The organism is Streptomyces himastatinicus ATCC 53653, assembly GCF_000158915.1.
Classification (GTDB): domain Bacteria; phylum Actinomycetota; class Actinomycetes; order Streptomycetales; family Streptomycetaceae; genus Streptomyces; species Streptomyces himastatinicus.
This window is the reverse complement of record NZ_GG657754.1, coordinates 6,726,167-6,742,292: the sequence shown is the minus strand read 5'-3', so window position 1 is coordinate 6,742,292 and position 16,126 is coordinate 6,726,167. Positions and strand designations below refer to the sequence as shown.

Here is a 16,126-nt window from a genome sequence, read left to right as displayed (position 1 = left end):
CACGGAACGGCTGACAGGTGTCGGCTGACACGTGATAGCTGACAGGTATCGGCTGACAGGTGACATGTGACGGCTGACACCTATCAGCTGACGACTGACATGTGACGGCTGACAAAATCGCCCGCCTGAAAGGACATACCGCATGCACGACTACGACCTGCTGGTCGTGGGATCGGCCAACGCCGATCTGGTGGTCGGCGTCGACCGCCGCCCCGGGGCCGGGGAGACCGTCCTCGGCTCCGACCTGGCCGTCCACCCCGGCGGCAAGGGCGCCAACCAGGCCGTCGCCGCCGGGCGCCTCGGAGCCCGTACGGCCCTGCTGGCCCGGGTCGGCGACGACGACCACGGCCGCCTGCTGCTGGACTCGCAGCGGGCCGCCGGGGTCGACACCGTCGGCGTCCTGGTCGGCGGCGCGCCCACCGGGGTCGCGCTGATCACGGTGGACCCCTCGGGCGACAACAGCATCGTGGTCTCCCCCGGCGCCAACTCCCGGCTCACCCCCTCGGACGTACGCGACGCCGGGAGCCTGCTGGCCGCAGCCCGCGTCGTCTCGCTCCAGCTGGAGATCCCGCTGGAGACGGTCGCCGAGGTGGTGCGCACCGCGGAGGCGGGCTTCGGCGACCGGTCCGGGCCGCGTGTGGTGCTCAACCCCTCGCCGCCCGCGCCCCTGCCCGCCGATGTGCTGGCCGCGTGCGATCCCCTCGTCGTCAACGAGCACGAGGCGCGGTATCTGCTGGGCGACGATCCGGACGGGGACGCCACCGACCCCGAGGCGTGGGCGGCGGCGCTGCTGGCGCGCGGCCCGCGCTCGGTGGTGGTCACCCTGGGCGGTGCGGGCGCGCTCGTCGCCGACCGCGACCGTACGGTGCGGATCCCCAGCCTGCCGGTCGAGGCCGTGGACACCACGGGCGCCGGTGACGCCTTCACCGGTGCGCTCGCCTGGCGCCTGGGCGTCGGCGACGACCTGGAGACCGCGGTCCGGTACGCCGTGCGCGTCGGCGCGGCCGCGGTGACGCGGGCCGGGGCGCAGGTGTCGTTCCCGACCGCCGACGAGGTGGCCGCCCTGTGAAGCGTGGGGGGATCCTCAACCGTCACCTGAGCGCGGGTCTGGCGCTGCTGGGCCACACCGACACGGTGATGGTGTGCGACGCGGGCCTGCCGATACCGTCCTCCGGCCCGCTCGTCGTCGACCTCGCCTTCAGGGCGGGGGTGCCGTCCTTCGAGGAGGTGCTGACCGGGCTGCTGGACGAGCTGGTGACCGAGGGGGCCGTAGCGGCGCAGGAGGTGAGCGAGTACAACCCGGCGGCGATGGCCCTGCTCGACGCCTACTTCCCGTACCCCGCGCTGGATCTCGTCTCGCACGAGGAGCTGAAGTCCCGTACCGCCACGGCGAAGTTGGTCGTGCGGACCGGCGAGGCGCGGCCTTACGCGAACGTGCTGCTGCGCTGCGGCGTGCCGTTCTGAATTCAACCGCTGGTGCGGCGTCGGCATTCATCCGGCACGGCACCGGCGAAATACATTCAACGGTGACGTGAATTCCCATAATCCGGCTCGCGGTTGACGGGGCTGGCGATTCGATCATCGAATACCGCGGCCTGTCAACCGCCCTCGGCGGCGCCGCCGCCCTTCCGCCATAAGTGAGTTCTATGTCACGCGGGCCAACTGGTCGGTAAGAAATCTGGGGGTCGCGCCGAAATGACTGATCGCTACACTCCCTCCACATGTGTAAGGCCAGCCGGAACCGCAAGCGACAAAAAATCCGTCTCATAGCCACATCTCGCCGCGCCCTGGTGGTGATCACCGCGCCCGGCCCCGCGCCGGGCCGAAGACGGGTCGTCCGCGTGCTCCGCCGGGTGGCTCCGGGCGTCGGCGGATGAGCCGCAAGACCAGACGGCGGCATGCCGCGGCCCGTGATCCGCGCGGGCACTGGCTGTTTTTGATCATCGTCCTCCCTGTGATGTTCGCCATGCTGATGTTCCAGGGGTGGACCGACAACGAGATCGACACCGCGAAGACGCGGCGCCCCTGCACCACCCCCGTGCCCAGGGCCGTGGACAAGGGCGGCCCGGTCCTGCGCATCAAGGACGGCAAGGTGTCGTCGGCCTCGATGCCCGCACGCACCGTGGCGCTCACGTTCGACGGCGGCCCCGACCCCGTATGGACGCCGCGCCTGCTCGACCTGCTGCGCAAGCACCACGCGCACGCCACCTTCTTCCTCTACGGCGCCAAGGCGGCCGAGCACCCGGACCTGGTGCGGAAGATCCGCGCCGCGGGCCATGAGATCGGGTCGAACACCTACACCGGCGCCGACCTGGGCACCTCGTCATCCGCGCGCACCGGTCTCGAGCTGTCGCTCACGCAGTCGGCGCTGGCGGGCTCCTCGGGCGTCCGCACCGGGCTGCTCCGGATGCCCCAGACGACCGCGATGGACACCCTGTGCGGCGGCGAGTGGAAGGCGGCGCAGCGTGTCGCCGCGGACGGATACACCCTGGTCACCGCCGACAAGTGGTACCGCAAACCGTCGCAGGGCGTGGTCCGGCAGTTCAGCCAGAACGAGACGGCGTACCAGGAGGCGCAGAAGCTGCTCGGCGACCGGCGGGTCGACCGGTTCACCACCGTGACCGCCGGGGTCGGAGCGAAGGCGGGCGACACCCCGGCGTCCACACCGGCGTCCCTGTGGGAGCGCCTGGAGGGCCATGCGCTGCTGTGGGCCGGTGCCATCGGGCGGACGTTCACCAACGCCATGGCCTGGGTGCTCGCGATCGCCGGTGCGCTGGGCCTGCTCCGGCTGGTCACGCTCGTCTTCTTCGCCCGCGCCCATGTCCGGCGGCTGACCCGCTTCCGCCCCGGCTCCCCCTGGCTGCGCGAGGTCAACGACCCGGTGACAGTGATCGTCCCCGCGTACAACGAGGAGGCGGGCATCGAGGCCACCGTCCGTTCGCTGCTGGCCTCCACCCATCCGCATCTCCAGATCATCGTGGTCGACGACGGATCGACGGACCGGACGGCGGACCTCGCCACCTGGATCGACGACCCCCGGATCTCGGTGATCCGGCAGATCAACTCCGGCAAGGCGACCGCCCTCAACACCGGTCTCGCGCACGCGGCGCACGACATCGTGGTCATGGTCGACGCCGACACCGTCTTCGAGGCCGATGCCGTCCACCAGCTCATCCAGCCGCTCGCCCACCCGGCGATCGGCGCGGTGAGCGGGAACACCAAGGTCGGCAACCGGCGCAGCCTGCTGGGCCGGTGGCAGCACCTGGAGTACGTCTTCGGGTTCAACCTCGACCGCCGGATGTTCGAGGTGCTGGAGTGCATGCCCACCGTGCCCGGCGCCATCGGCGCCTTCCGGCGGGACGCGCTGATGGGCGTCGGCGGGGTCAGCGAGGACACCCTCGCCGAGGACACCGACCTCACGATGTCGCTGTGGCGGGCCGGCTGGCGGGTCGTGTACGAGGAGACGGCCGTCGCCTGGACCGAGGTCCCCACCTCGCTGCGCCAGCTGTGGCGGCAGCGCTACCGCTGGTGCTTCGGCACGCTCCAGTCCATGTGGAAGCACCGGAGGGCCGCCGTCGAACTGGGCCCGGCCGGGCGCTTCGGGCGCCGGGGGCTGTCGTACCTGGTCCTCTTCCAGGTGCTGCTGCCGTTGATCGCGCCGATCGTCGATCTGTTCGCCCTGTACGGCGCGCTCTTCCTCAGCCCCGTGCAGTCGGCCGGGATCTGGTGCGCGTTCCTCGCCGTCCAGCTCATATGCGCCGGATACGCCCTGCGGCTGGACGGTGAACGGATGCGGTCGCTGTGGGCGATGCCGTTCCAGCTCTTCGTCTACCGGCAGCTGATGTACCTGGTGGTCATCCAGTCCGTGGTCGCCGCGTTGCTCGGCGCCCGGCTGACGTGGCACCGCATGCACCGTTCGGGCACCGCCGCCCAGCAACTCCGGTCTCACGATCATGAAGAACTGTCGTCTATTTGATGTAGGACTGGTGAACATGCAGACTGGCGCGCCATGAACGAGTGGGCGGACGGGCGGACCGACAGGAACCAGTACAGCGGCGGAAACGGCGCCTACGACGGCTACGGCAGTTACGGCGTCTACGGCGGCTACGGCGGCTACGGCCGCGGAACGGACACGCCGCACGTCCTCACGGGCGAGGCGTGGGGCTACGGCGAGTACGCACAACAGGCGCCCCCGCCCCCGGCCGCCACTGTGATCTCCCTCTCCGCCCCGGCCACCGTGGGGCGGCCAGGGATCCCGTCCCAGCGCGGGGGCGGGGCGGCGGGCTCGGGCGGTGCGGGCTCCGGCGGCGGCCCGACCCTCAGACGGAGACCGCCCAAGCAACCGGCCAGTCGCCGCCGCCGGATAACACGGGCGGTGGCCCTCCTGGTCTCCGTACCGCTCCTGGTCTCCGCCGGTACCTACGTCTGGGCCGACAGCACGCTCGACCGCAAGGTCGACCTCGGCAAGGCCGCCGCGGACCGCCCGCCGCTCGGCAAGGGCACCAACTACCTGATCGTGGGCTCCGACAGCCGCAACGGGCTGTCCGGCGCGGCCAAGAAGCAGCTGCACACCGGCTCCGCCGACGGCGGCCGCACCGACTCGATGATGGTGCTCCACACCGGTGCCCACGGCAGCACGCTGATGAGCCTCCCGCGTGACTCCTGGGTGACGATTCCCTCGTTCATCCGCCCCGAGACCGGCAAGCACTACCGCGCGGACCGGAACAAGCTGAACGCGGCGTACTCCCTCGGCGGCCCCGATTTGCTCATCCGCACCATTGAGCACAACACGGGCCTGCGCATCAACCACTACGCGGAAATAGGATTCGCGGGATTCGTGGGCCTGGTGAACGCGGTCGGCGGCGTGAACATGTGCGTGAACAAGAATGTACGGGACGAGAAATCGGGCCTGAATCTCACGAAGGGCTGTCACAACCTCGACGGCTCCAAGGCACTCGCATTCGTCCGGCAGCGCCATCAAGAGGCCGAGGGCGACCTCGGACGGTCAAAGAATCAACAGAAATTCCTCGCCGCGCTCGCCCACAAGGCCGCCACACCCGGCGTCGCCCTCGACCCGTTCACGATGTATCCGACGATGCGCGCGGGGCTGGACACGCTCATTGTCGACAAAGGCATGGAGATGCCCGATCTCCTGTCACTGTTCCGGGCGATGAAGGGCGTGACGGCCGGTGACGGGCAGCGGGTCAACGTCCCTGTCTCCAGCACGGACTTCCGGACCTCGAAGGGCGACGCGGTCCGGTGGAACACCGCCCGGGCGAAGAAGCTCTTCGGCGAGCTGCGGCACGACCGCCCGGTGAGCCGCGAGCTGCGCTGAGACGGGGCGCGGACACGTTTCGAGGGGCCTGGTCCGTCGACCAGGCCCCTCGTTTCCCCCTCCACAGGGCTCCCTCTGAATCCCCCCAGATCCCCTCCCAGGAAGCCCGATGCCAGGTACGACCTACCGGGGCGGGGAAGGGTTGCACGATTTTCCGAAGTTATCGATCTGTGACCGCGCGGCCGCAGAACTCCGCCTCGATCACGTCGAAGTAGCGGGAGGAGTCCGGGAGCCAGTCGCCGTTGGCGTTGAACACCAGCTGGTGCGTGCCGTCCTCCGTGCCCACCACCGCCGACAGCGAGCCATTGGTGCGGCCGGTCTTGCCCACCACGGTCACACCGCAGGACAGCTTGGCCACTTCGACCCCGAGCCCGTACCTGATCCCCCCGTCCGAGGGCACCGTGTTCAGCATCTCGCCCAGCTGGGGGCGGGGCAGCAACCGGCCGCGCATCAGGGCGCGGTCGAAGCGGTTGAGGTCCCCGGCGGTGGAGATCAGCTCGCCCGCCGCGCCCAGCCAGCTCATGTTCTGCTCGGTGGCGTCGTGGACCGGGGCGTCGGGGGAGTCGTCGTGCAGCGTGGAGTACGCGACGGGGTGCGGCTTCGGCACCTTCGGCCCGGTGCCGGGGAAGAACGTCTCGCGCAGCTTCAGCGGCTTGATGATCCGCCGCTTGGCCTCCTGGGCGTAGGAGTGTCCCGTCACCTTCTCGATGACCATGCCCGCGAGGACGTAGTTGGTGTTCGAGTACGACGGCTCCCCGCCCGGTGCGGAGTGCGTGTGCTTCATCGCGACGGCCACCAGGTCCTCGGGCGCGTAGGTGTCGTAGCGGTGCTCGGGGAAGCCGCTGCCGGAGGCGTTGACCTGGAAGTCCGGGTCCTCGGTGTAGTTGTAGAGGCCGCTGGTGTGGTTGAGCAGGCTCCGCAGGGTTATCTCGGCGCCGTCGGTGCCGTTGCCCCGCACCACCCCCGGTAGCCAGGTCTCGACCGAGTCGTCCAGGCTCAGCCGTCCCTCCGCCTCCAGTTGGAGGAGGACGGTCGCGATGAACATCTTGGTGATGCTCGCCGCCCGGAAGTGGTCCTCGGGTGACCGTTTCCGACCGGTGTCGGTGTCCGCGTACCCCGCCGACCCGAACCATGTCTCCCTGCCGTCCCGCACCATGGCCGCCACCCCGGGCATCCCGCCCTCCTCCACCCACCGCCGCAGCGCGTCCCGCGTCGCCTCGTGGCCGTCCTTCGTGGCGGCCGTGGCGGGGTGCGCGGGCGTGGCCGCGTGCGCGGGCGTGAGGGTTGCCGCGCCCACGGCCAGGCTCACTGCCAGGGCGCATAAGCCGGTGCGTGCCGTTCGCTGTCTCATCCGTGGACCTCCCGGTCGTCGCGGAGCCTTGAGCGGCCCCTGCGGTGTGACAGACGCGGCCCGCGCCCACGGGGTTGGTCCAAGAATTTCCGGGTGCCGCGACAACCTGGGGTGGGGCCGCACGTCTGGTGGTGTGAAGGCGGATTCCGGGAACGGTCTTCCGATTCCCGGCGCCGCCTGACCCATCAGCGTTTTCCGACCTTCCTGGAGTCGTTGACCTATGCGGCACATCCGCGCCAAGAAGCTGAACCGCCCCGTGCGCACCTGGGTTCTGGGGTCGGCCGCCGGTATCGCCCTGATCGTGGGCGGCGGCATGGCCGCCCAGGCGGTCACCGCCGACCACTCACGACCGGCGGAGCCCAAGGCGTGGACTGGGCCCCGGAGGCGCACGAGCCCAAGCCGGTCCCGGACGGCCCGGAGGCGAACGAGCCCGAGCCGGTGCCCTCCGTCCCGGCCTCCACCGAGCCCGAGCCCGTCCCGTCCGTCCCCTCGGACCCCGCCGAGCCCGAGCCCGTGCCCTCCGTCCCGGCCTCGACCCAGCCGAAGCCGGTCCCGGCCGACCGCTGACCGTCAGCCGGGGCAGTCCGTCAGCAACGGAGGCGCAGGGCCGGATCCGGAGTCGGCCCTGCCGCACCGTTTTAGGTGAACGAGGACGATGCAGCTCACTCTTGTCCCGCCCTGGTGGGCCCGGCTGCTTCGCCGTGCCCTATTTTTTTTTCCCGGCACCAGGGGTACGCCTCCGGCTGCTGCGGCCGGTGGACGGTCAGGACGACGAGGAGCCGCCGCCCACGCTGGCCGACCTCTACCGGGCCCGGCGGCTCGACATGATCCGGCTGGCGATCTTCCTGGTGGACGATCTGCACACCGCCGAGGATGTCGTCCAGGACGCGTTCGCCGCCGTCTGCCGCAGACACGGCGCACGGCTGGACGACCTCCAGGACGCGCACGCCTATCTGCACACCGCGGTGGTCAACGCCGCCCGCTCGGTGCTGCGCCGACGGCGTACGGCCCGGGCGTACACCCCGCCGTACCAGGGGCCCGGGGCGCCGGTGGACGAGCCGCTGCTGCTCGCCGAGGAACACCGGCAGGTCCTCGACGCGCTCGGGCAACTCACCGCGCGCCAGCGTGAGGTGCTGGTGCTGCGCTACTGGTCCGATCTGACCGAAGCGCAGATAGCCGAGACCCTCGGCGTGTCCCGTGGCACGGTGAAGTCGACCGCGAGCCGTGCGCTCGCCACCCTGGAGAAGCTGCTGGAGGTGGACCGATGAGTACTCGCTCGCCGATCGAGGAACGGCTGCGGGCCGCGTTCGACGCCCGTGCGCGGCTCATCAGCGCCCATGATCTGTCCCCGGCCCGTCCCCCCACGGGCCGGGCCTGGGGGACCCGGCGGATACGCCGCGTCGTGTCGGCCGTAGCGGTGACCGCGGCGGCGGCCGCGGCCGCCATCACCTTCCTCCTGCCGTCCGGCTCCGACTCCGGCTCTCCCGAGCGCCGTCACCATCCGGCACCGCCCGCGGGCGACCCGGCCGCCACCCCCCGCACACCGGAGCCCGTCCCGTCACCGGGCGAGCCCCGGTCGCGTCCTTCCCCCTCCCAACCGCGCTGAGGCCGGTCAGTGCGCCCGGTAGCGGGCCACGTTCTGATCGGGTCGGGTCTGGTCGGGTGGAGTGCTGTGGCGCCGGAAACCGGACTTCTCCAGCACCCTGATGGAGGGCGGGTTCGACAGCTCCACGGTGGCGTGCACCGCGTTGACGCCCGGCGCGCCGAGCGCGAAGGTGGTGAGGGCGCGGGTGGCCTCCGGGGCGTAGCCGCGGCCGCGGCGGGAGGGCACGATGCCGTAGCCGATTTCGAGGGCGCCGTCGCTCGGCGGCCAGAACAGACCGATCGAGCCGATCACCAGCCCTGTGGCCCGCTCGGTGATCAGCCGGTGGCCGTACGGGCCCAGCCAGGCGGGGTGCTCGGCGAAGAGCCCGGCGATGACCCGGTCGCCCTCGGCGGGGAAGTCGTCGGCCCAGTGCGACGCCCGGGCGCCGTCCTGCACGGCGGTGACGTCGGCGGGCGTCCATGACCGCAGAACGAGGCGGTCGGTGGTCAGGTCGGGATGAGTCGGTGGGGCGGGAGAGGACACGTGGCGCTCCTGGTCGTTCGGAGGACCCGGCCGTGCGCGGGCCGGACGAGGACATGCTGATGAGGGCTACCGGCACCCATATTCATCAAGCTCCCTCGTCACCGATGAGCACGCGTCTCTCGCGCCGCGAAGACCCTAGCCACACTCCGCGGTCCCCACAACGGAGTTGAGCGGTGGGGTCAGTCGCAGCCCATCCCCCGCTTGACCCTCGGCCACGCCTCGACGCCCCGTGGCGTCCGGACGTACGCCTTCGATCCGTCGGCCGCCAGCCACAGCCGCCAGTCGTCCAGGCGGTAGCCGGTGTCCTTCGCGCCGGGCGGCAGGGTCGCGTCCCCGTCGTAGCGGGAGGTGAGCATCACGGGCGGCAGGACGCCGTCGGGGTCGCGTGCGTACAGCTTGTGGGCCGAGCCCCGGCCCATGCCGAGGAAGTGCGCCTTCTGCCAGTCGCAGTGGGCCGCGCCTTCGGAGCTGCTGAGGAGGGAGACGGGTACGCGGTCTCCGTTCTCATCCGTCCAGATCTCGTACTCCTGCCGGTCGGTGAAGCTCCGCGGCAGCTCCGCCGGGTCGCAGGAGGCGCTGGCCTCCGGGCCCCAGCCGGGGCGGTGCGGCTGGTCCTTGGCGACGATCACGGCGACCTTGGTCCTGCCGCGCACATCGAGCGAGTAGAGCACCCGGTCCCTCGCGGTGCGCTCGACGCGGTAGCCCTCCTGCGGGACGTCGGGCTGTTCGATGTCGAAGTACGCCTTGAGGCCGCCCTCCGGGCTCGAACCGCCGTCGCCCTCGCTCCACCGGTCGCCGCGGCCGCCGGAGTAGATGTCCCCGTCGCATTCCAGGGCCCTCCCGGCGGCGCCCGACTCGGCCAGCAGGGCCTTCGGGCTCTCGCTGTCGTCGGTGTCGGCGTCCTTGAACGGGACCCTCAGCGGGCCGCTGTACGGGGTGGCCGGTGGTTCGCCCTCGATCACGAGCGGGGGGTCGTCCGCTCCCCCGCAACCCGCCACCGATAAAACGGCGGCGAGGACCACCGCGCCCGCCCCATGCGCTCTCCGCCTGTCCATGACGCCTCCGCGGCTCGCCGACGCTCGTTCGACCGATATGCCCGGAGGAAGGTTGCGCTGGCCGGCTGCTAGCTTCCGGAGACGTGAACGACAGCATGAGCGACAGCGTGTACGTGGGCAACGCGGGCAAGGACGCGGCACTGGACCGGGGCTGGATCCTCGGGCACTTCAAGGATGCCGACGACCCCCGCCACAGTGAAGACGTCGAGATCAAGTGGGGTGTCCACCCGCCCGGGGACGAGCGGGCGCAGTGGGTGCGGGGCGAGGAGCGGACGGCGCTGCTGGTGCTCATCAGCGGCCGCTTCCGCGTGGAGCTGCCCGGCCGCAGCGTCCTGCTGGAGCAGCAGGGTGACTACGTGGTGTGGGGGCACGGAGTCGACCACTCCTGGATCGCGGAGGAGGAGTCGGTGGTGCTGACCGTGCGGTGGCCTTCGGTGCCCGGATACGCGGTGCCGCCGGAGGAGGACAAGGCGAACGGGCGTCAGGAGCCGTAGAGCCAGCTCCCGATCGCCGCCTCGTCGACCAAGCCGTACAGCCCCATCGCGGCGGGCGCCAGGACCAGGGCCGTGACGCCGCAGCGGACCATGGTCGGGGCCATGATGGTGGCGCCCTCGTACTGGCTGGTGAGCGAGCGAAAGTCGCGCCACCGGCGGATGTCGCCGCGACAGCACGCCCAGAGGAACGCGCCGAACACGACGAATACCCCGCCGAAGACGAGCGCGATGCCGCCGACGACCGCGAGGGATTCCTCCCGGTCGTTGTGGTCGCCGACGCGCCACATGGCGATCAGCAGGACGACGATCGATGCCAGTCCGTACAGCGCACCGCGCAGCAGGACGTCACGCACCCGCAGCCGTGGCTGGGTGATTCCGCGCTCCCCCGAGTTCATGGCCGCACCCTACCCGGGCCCGGTTACAGCACCAGCGCCCGGTAGCGGTCGGCCACCTCGGCCAGGACCTCGGCGCCGTCGCGGGCCCAGAGGTCCGGGTTGAAGATCTCGACCTCGATGGGGCCGTCGAAGCCGGTCGCGTCGACCTGTTCGCGGAACCAGCGGAAGTCGACCGCGCCGTCCCCGAGTTGGCCCCGGCCCAGCAGTACGCCCTCCGGCAGCGGCGTGATCCAGTCGGCGAGCTGGAACGCGGCGATACGGCCCCCGGCGCCCGCGCGGGCGATCTGGGCGGCCACGGTGTCGTCCCACCACAGGTGGTAGGTGTCCACGACGACGCCGACCTGGTCGGCCGGGAAGCGTTCCGCCAGGTCGAGGGCCTGGGCGAGGGTCGAGACGACACAGCGGTCGGAGGCGTACATCGGGTGCAGGGGCTCGATGGCCAGGCGGACGCCGCGCTCGGCGGCGTACGGGCCCAGCTCGCCCAGCGCGTCGGCGATGCGCTCGCGGGCGGCGAACAGGTCGCGGCTGCCGGACGGGAGGCCGCCGGAGACCAGGACCAGGGTGTCGGTGCCGAGGGTGGCGGCCTCGTCGATGGCGGCGCGGTTGTCGGCGAGGGCGGCGGCGCGTTCGCCGGGGTCGGTCGCGGTGAAGAAGCCGCCGCGGCACAGCGACGTGACGGTCAGCCCCGCGTCCCGGATGAGCCGGGCGGCGGCCTCCACGCCGTACTTCTGGACCGGTTCGCGCCACAGGCCGACGCCCGTGACGCCCGCCTTGACGCAGCCCTCCGCCAGCTCCGGCAGCGACCACTGCTTGATGGTCTCCTGGTTGAGGCTGAGACGCGGTACTGCATTCACTGGGCCACTCCATGGACGGACAGCAGGTGCTTCATACGGGACTCCGCCAGCGCCGGGTCCGGGAACAGGCCCAGCCCGTCGGCCAGTTCGTACGCCCGCGCCAGGTGCGGCAGCGAACGGGCCGACTGGAGGCCGCCCACCATCGTGAAGTGCGACTGGTGGCCCGCCAGCCAGGCCAGGAAGACCACGCCCGTCTTGTAGTAGCGGGTCGGGGTCTGGAAGAGGTGGCGGGAGAGTTCCACCGTGGGGTCGAGCAGGGCGCGGAACGCCTCCGTATCGCCGGTGTCGAGGCGGCGTACGGCCTCGGCGGCGAGCGGGCCCAGCGGGTCGAAAATGCCGAGCAGGGCGTGGCTGAAGCCGCGGTCGTCGCCCGCGATCAGCTCGGGGTAGTTGAAGTCGTCGCCGGTGTAGCAGCGCACCCCGTCCGGGAGGCGGCGGCGCAGGTCGATCTCGCGCTGGGCGTCGAGCAGGGAGACCTTGATGCCGTCGACCTTGTCGGGGTGGGCGGCGATCACGTCGAGGAACGTGTCGGTGGCGGCGTCCAGGTCGGAGCTGCCCCAGTAGCCCTCCAGCGCCGGGTCGAACATGGGGCCCAGCCAGTGCAGGATGACCGGCTCGCGCGCCTGGCGCAGCAGATGGCCGTAGACGTCGAGGTAGTCGTCCGGGGTCTTGGCGGCGGCGCACAGGGCGCGGGAGGCCATCAGGATCGCCTGGGCGCCGGACTCCTCGACGACGGCGAGCTGTTCCTCGTACGCGGTCCGCACCTCGGCCGTCGTACGGTCGCCGGGGGCCAGCTGGTCGGTGCCGACGCCGCACGCGATGCGGCCGCCGACGGCCTTGGCCTCGGCCGCCGAACGGCGGATCAGCTCGGCGGCGCCCGCCCAGTCCAGCCCCATGCCGCGCTGCGCGGTGTCCATGGCCTCGGCGACACCGAGCCCGTGGGACCACAGGTGGCGGCGGAAGGCGAGGGTGGCGTCCCAGTCGACGGCGGCGGGGCTGTCGGGGCTGACGTCGGCGTACGGGTCGGCGACCACATGGGCGGCCGAGAACACGACGCGGGAGGTCAGCGGGGCTCCCGTGGTCAGGGAGAGCGGCTCGGTGCGGGGCTCGTAGGGGCGGGTCGCGCCGCCCGGCCCGGGGAGGTGGAGGGTCACAGGTTCAGCTCCGGGACGTCGAGGCGGCGGCCCTCGGCCGACGAGGCGAGGCCCAGCTCGGCGAGCTGGACGCCGCGGGCGCCGGCCAGCAGGTCCCAGCGCCAGGGCTCGTCGAGGGCGACGTGGCGCAGGAACAGCTCCCACTGGGCCTTGAAGCCGTTGTCGAACGCGTCGTTGTCCGGGATCTCCTGCCACTGGTCGCGGAAGGACTCGGTGGCCGGGAGGTCGGGGTTCCAGACCGGCTTGGGGGTGGCCGAGCGGTGCTGGACGCGGCAGTTGCGCAGGCCCGCGACGGCGGAGCCCTCGGTGCCGTCGACCTGGAACTCGACCAGCTCGTCGCGGTTGACGCGGACCGCCCAGGAGGAGTTGATCTGGGCGATGGCGCCGCCTTCGAGCTGGAAGATGCCGTACGCGGCGTCGTCGGCGGTGGCGTCGTACGGCTTGCCCTGCTCGTCCCAGCGGTTCGGGATGTGGGTGGTGGCCTGGGCCTGGACCGTGCGGACGGGGCCGAACAGCTCGTGCAGGACGTACTCCCAGTGCGGGAACATGTCGACGACGATGCCGCCGCCGTCCTCGGCGCGGTAGTTCCAGGAGGGGCGCTGGGCGCTCTGCCAGTCGCCCTCGAAGACCCAGTAGCCGAACTCGCCGCGGATGGAGAGGATCTTCCCGAAGAAGCCGCCGTCGATGAGCCGCTTCAGCTTCAGCAGCCCCGGCAGGAAGATCTTGTCCTGGACGACGCCGTGCTTGATGCCCGCGGCCTGGGCGAGCCGGGCCAGTTCGAGGGCGCCGTCGAGGCCGGTGGCGGTCGGCTTCTCGGTGTAGATGTGCTTGCCCGCCGCGATGGCCTTCTTGAGGGCGTCCTCGCGGGCGGCGGTGACCTGGGCGTCGAAGTAGATGTCGACGCTGTCGTCGGCGAGCACGGCGTCCAGGTCGGTGGAGACGTCGGCGACCGGGTCGAGGCCGTGGCGCTCGGCCATGTCCTTCAGGGCGTGCTCGCGGCGGCCGACGAGCAGCGGTTCGGGCCACAGCACGCTGCCGTCGCCGAGGTCGATGCCGCCTTGTTCGCGGATGGCGAGGAGCGACCGGACGAGGTGTTGGCGGTATCCCATCCGGCCGGTCACACCGTTCATGGCGATCCGCACGGTCTTGCGTGTCACGTGGCTTCGTCTCCTCACCAGAGTCACCAGAGGTCTCGTATTCACCAAAGGTCTCGCAGTAAGCGCTTCACAGTAAGCGCTTACTAATAGCTACGCTAGCCGCCCCGGCCGCCCCTGTACAGGGCGGACACAGGGGCGGCACAGGGACAGTCAGCGCTTCATCGCAGAGTCAAGCGATAGGCGAGGGGCGAACGACCGGTGATCAGCACGCGCAGCCCGGACACCGGCAGATCGCCGCCCATCCAGGTGTAGCGCTCCCCCGGGTCCACCACGGCAGGCTGGCGCGGGCCGCTGCCGTTGCCCGGGCCGAAGGTGATCACGTCATCGCCCGAGGTGTACGTCCCGTACCCCTTGACCAGCTGGTACGTATCCTTCTGGCCGGGCACGGGCTCGACCCCGGTGAGGGTGCCGCCGCCCCGGAAGCAGAGTTCGAGGGCGAGCGGGACGGCGGACTCGCCGACCTCGACGTCCAGGTTCCAGCCGCCGTCGGCCTCGGCCGCGCGCACCTCGGTGTGCAGGGTGCGCCACTCCTTGGGGCGGTGCGGGAAGTCCATCGCGGACCAGAAGCGGCCGTCGTCGGTCAGCGGGTAGCGCCCGTCGGGGCGGCGGTGCTGCGGCGGCAGCGGCAGATGGTATCCGGCGCGGACGTCCGCCCACAGCCGCCAGCCGTCCGCCGTGCGCTCGACGTTCTCGGCGCGGAAGTGGCCGAGCGAGAAGAACTGCGGGGACAGCCGCAGCGAGTCCAGGATGGCCGCGCCCTTGCGCCATTTGAAGAAGGTCGGGTTGGTGGACAGGCCCGAGGAGATGGCGTGGACGTCGGGGAAGTCCGTGCCGCCGAAGAGGGACGTACGGGTGGCGCCCCGGCCGATCCGCACCAGCCCGCTGTCCTTGTCGTGCCAGGTGAACTCCGACGGCGCCGCGGTGGCCTTGGGCAGCGGCGCGGCCAGCTCCGGTTCGTCCAGCACCTCGGCGAGGAAGTCCCCGAGCGGGGTCTCGTCGAAGGTCTGGTCCGCCCCGCGCCGCTGGACCGTCTCGGCCATGGCCGCGAAGCGCCCGTCCTTGTCGCGCAGCGCCAGCGCCCGGTACTGGAGCCAGTACTCGGACAGATGCTTGACCGTCTTCTGGTCCTGGCGGCGCGAATGCACCGTCTCCACATCGCCGTTGGGCTCCACGAGGTGGAGCGTGGCCTCCAGGTTGCGGCGCACGTTGTCGTAGAGCTTCGGCCGGTCGGTGAGCCGGGCGAGGGTCAGCAGCGCGGGGTTGGTGACGATGGGCGCGTAGGTGGCGCTGCGCTCGCTGTACTGGCCGCGCTCGTACTGGTCGATGCCCTCGGCCAGCCAGGCGTCGATGCGGCGGGTGTAGCGGGCGTCGGGCCAGAAGGAGTTGATACGGGCGAGCGCGGCGCACACCTTCCAGCGGTGGTTGGGGGTGTGCAGTCCGCCGGTGGACAGCCCCGCCCCGGCCTTGCGGAGGATCTTCTTCAGGGTGGCGCGGAGCTTCGCGGTGGACGCGTGGTCGTCATCGTCCAGCAGGCCGTACAGCAGGCCCAGGTCGACGATCGAGAACGCGGTGTCGGGCGGGGAGTGCACCGCGCCCTGGTCGAAGAGGCCGTCGTCGAACTGGGCGGCGGCCAGCGCGTCGGCGAGCCGGGTCATGGGCGCGATGAGCGCCGCGTCGTGGTGGTGCTCGGCGTCGGCCCACACATGGACCGAGGTGAGCAGCCGCAGGCTGCGGGCGGCGGGGCGGGCCTGGCCGAGGTTGTTCAGCTGGGCGAGGGTGGCGTCGAGCCCGTCCACCACCTCGGCCACCCGCTTGTCGGCGGCCTTGGTGAGCAGATCCAGGAACGGCTTGTCGGTACGGCCGCTGGCGGCGGCCGTGGCCTGGGGCACACCGGAGGCGAGCAACCCGCTCACGATGGCGGTTCCGGCGAGGAGGTGACGGCGAAGCAGGCTCATAGGTGGTGCTCCGTGGCTCTGGCGGCGATCGCGAGCGGGCCGGGGACGAGGAAGAGGAGGGGCGGGTAGGCCCAGGCGCAGACGGCGGCGGTGGCCACGGCCAGCAGCAGGACGAGGCTCGCGCGGGGCGTGCGCACGCTGGCGTACGCGGCCGAGCGTAGCGCCGTGCGCCAGCTCGTCGCCGATTCGGGGCGGGCGCAGGCGCGCAGCAGGACGACCGTGAGCAGTCCGCCCACGACGAGCAGCGC

16 protein-coding genes and 1 pseudogene are annotated in these 16,126 nt (G+C 71.5%); 8 read left to right on the top strand and 9 right to left on the bottom strand.

Annotated elements, in window-relative coordinates; all coding sequences use genetic code 11:
- Positions 1-142 precede the first annotated feature (142 nt).
- The 4 genes from SSOG_RS28840 to SSOG_RS28825 all read left to right on the top strand — a co-directional run bounded on the left by SSOG_RS28840 (position 143) and on the right by SSOG_RS28825 (position 5,335).
- Positions 143-1,069, top strand: coding sequence for a ribokinase (locus tag SSOG_RS28840; RefSeq protein ID WP_009717790.1), 927 nt, complete (start codon positions 143-145; stop codon positions 1,067-1,069).
- Positions 1,066-1,464 (top strand): D-ribose pyranase, encoded by a 399-nt coding sequence (rbsD, locus tag SSOG_RS28835; protein WP_009717789.1) that lies wholly within the window; start codon positions 1,066-1,068, stop codon positions 1,462-1,464. The genes SSOG_RS28840 and rbsD overlap by 4 nt, the downstream gene beginning before the upstream one ends.
- Positions 1,465-1,873: 409 nt before the next feature.
- Positions 1,874-3,976 (top strand): bifunctional polysaccharide deacetylase/glycosyltransferase family 2 protein, encoded by a 2,103-nt coding sequence (locus SSOG_RS28830; RefSeq protein ID WP_009717788.1) that lies wholly within the window; start codon positions 1,874-1,876, stop codon positions 3,974-3,976.
- 33 nt (positions 3,977-4,009) lie between these two features.
- Positions 4,010-5,335, top strand: a complete 1,326-nt coding sequence (locus SSOG_RS28825; protein ID WP_009717787.1) for an LCP family protein — start codon at positions 4,010-4,012, stop codon at positions 5,333-5,335.
- Between the two features lie 160 nt (positions 5,336-5,495).
- Here the strand turns inward: SSOG_RS28825 and SSOG_RS28820 are convergent, their stop codons facing one another.
- On the bottom strand, positions 5,496-6,686 hold the full coding sequence (locus tag SSOG_RS28820; RefSeq protein ID WP_009717786.1) for a serine hydrolase domain-containing protein: 1,191 nt from the start codon (positions 6,684-6,686) through the stop codon (positions 5,496-5,498).
- A 366-nt stretch (positions 6,687-7,052) separates the two neighbouring features.
- Here SSOG_RS28820 and SSOG_RS28815 point away from each other — a divergent pair, with 366 nt between their 5' ends.
- The 3 genes from SSOG_RS28815 to SSOG_RS28805 all read left to right on the top strand — a co-directional run bounded on the left by SSOG_RS28815 (position 7,053) and on the right by SSOG_RS28805 (position 8,292).
- Positions 7,053-7,253, top strand: coding sequence for a hypothetical protein (locus tag SSOG_RS28815; RefSeq protein WP_009717785.1), 201 nt, complete (start codon positions 7,053-7,055; stop codon positions 7,251-7,253).
- A 101-nt stretch (positions 7,254-7,354) separates the two neighbouring features.
- A complete protein-coding gene (locus tag SSOG_RS28810; protein ID WP_009717784.1) occupies positions 7,355-7,954 on the top strand; it encodes a SigE family RNA polymerase sigma factor in 600 nt (199 codons plus the stop codon).
- On the top strand, positions 7,951-8,292 hold the full coding sequence (locus tag SSOG_RS28805) for a hypothetical protein (RefSeq protein ID WP_009717783.1): 342 nt from the start codon (positions 7,951-7,953) through the stop codon (positions 8,290-8,292). Before SSOG_RS28810 ends, SSOG_RS28805 begins: the two co-directional genes overlap by 4 nt.
- Before the next feature lie 6 nt (positions 8,293-8,298).
- Here the strand turns inward: SSOG_RS28805 and SSOG_RS28800 are convergent, their stop codons facing one another.
- Together SSOG_RS28800 and SSOG_RS28795 are read right to left on the bottom strand one after the other, a co-directional pair.
- Positions 8,299-8,814 (bottom strand): GNAT family N-acetyltransferase, encoded by a 516-nt coding sequence (locus SSOG_RS28800; RefSeq protein ID WP_009717782.1) that lies wholly within the window; start codon positions 8,812-8,814, stop codon positions 8,299-8,301.
- Positions 8,815-8,993: 179 nt separating this feature from the next.
- Entirely contained in the window at positions 8,994-9,869 is an 876-nt protein-coding gene (locus SSOG_RS28795) for a hypothetical protein (protein ID WP_039938934.1), read from the bottom strand.
- 95 nt (positions 9,870-9,964) lie between these two features.
- Between SSOG_RS28795 and SSOG_RS28790 the strand changes: the two genes are divergently transcribed.
- The gene (locus SSOG_RS28790; protein ID WP_039941891.1) at positions 9,965-10,363 is read left to right on the top strand and encodes a cupin domain-containing protein; all 399 of its coding nucleotides are present in this window, start codon (positions 9,965-9,967) and stop codon (positions 10,361-10,363) included.
- Here SSOG_RS28790 and SSOG_RS28785 read toward each other — a convergent pair.
- From SSOG_RS28785 to SSOG_RS28760, 6 genes and pseudogenes are all read right to left on the bottom strand, one after another.
- The gene (locus SSOG_RS28785; protein WP_009717779.1) at positions 10,351-10,758 is read right to left on the bottom strand and encodes a DUF6336 family protein; all 408 of its coding nucleotides are present in this window, start codon (positions 10,756-10,758) and stop codon (positions 10,351-10,353) included. The genes SSOG_RS28790 and SSOG_RS28785 overlap by 13 nt on opposite strands.
- A 23-nt stretch (positions 10,759-10,781) precedes the next feature.
- Entirely contained in the window at positions 10,782-11,612 is an 831-nt protein-coding gene (locus SSOG_RS28780; protein ID WP_009717778.1) for a sugar phosphate isomerase/epimerase family protein, read from the bottom strand.
- Complete coding sequence (locus SSOG_RS28775; protein WP_009717777.1) at positions 11,609-12,766, bottom strand: dihydrodipicolinate synthase family protein; 1,158 nt, start codon at positions 12,764-12,766, stop codon at positions 11,609-11,611. The genes SSOG_RS28780 and SSOG_RS28775 overlap by 4 nt, the downstream gene beginning before the upstream one ends.
- Entirely contained in the window at positions 12,763-13,923 is a 1,161-nt protein-coding gene (locus SSOG_RS28770) for a Gfo/Idh/MocA family protein (RefSeq protein WP_039938932.1), read from the bottom strand. The genes SSOG_RS28775 and SSOG_RS28770 overlap by 4 nt, the downstream gene beginning before the upstream one ends.
- A 158-nt stretch (positions 13,924-14,081) precedes the next feature.
- Complete coding sequence (locus SSOG_RS28765) at positions 14,082-15,878, bottom strand: hypothetical protein (protein ID WP_009717775.1); 1,797 nt, start codon at positions 15,876-15,878, stop codon at positions 14,082-14,084.
- Positions 15,875-16,126 (bottom strand): annotated as a pseudogene (locus tag SSOG_RS28760) (hypothetical protein); the annotation flags it as partial. The pseudogene SSOG_RS28760 and the gene SSOG_RS28765, both read right to left, overlap by 4 nt.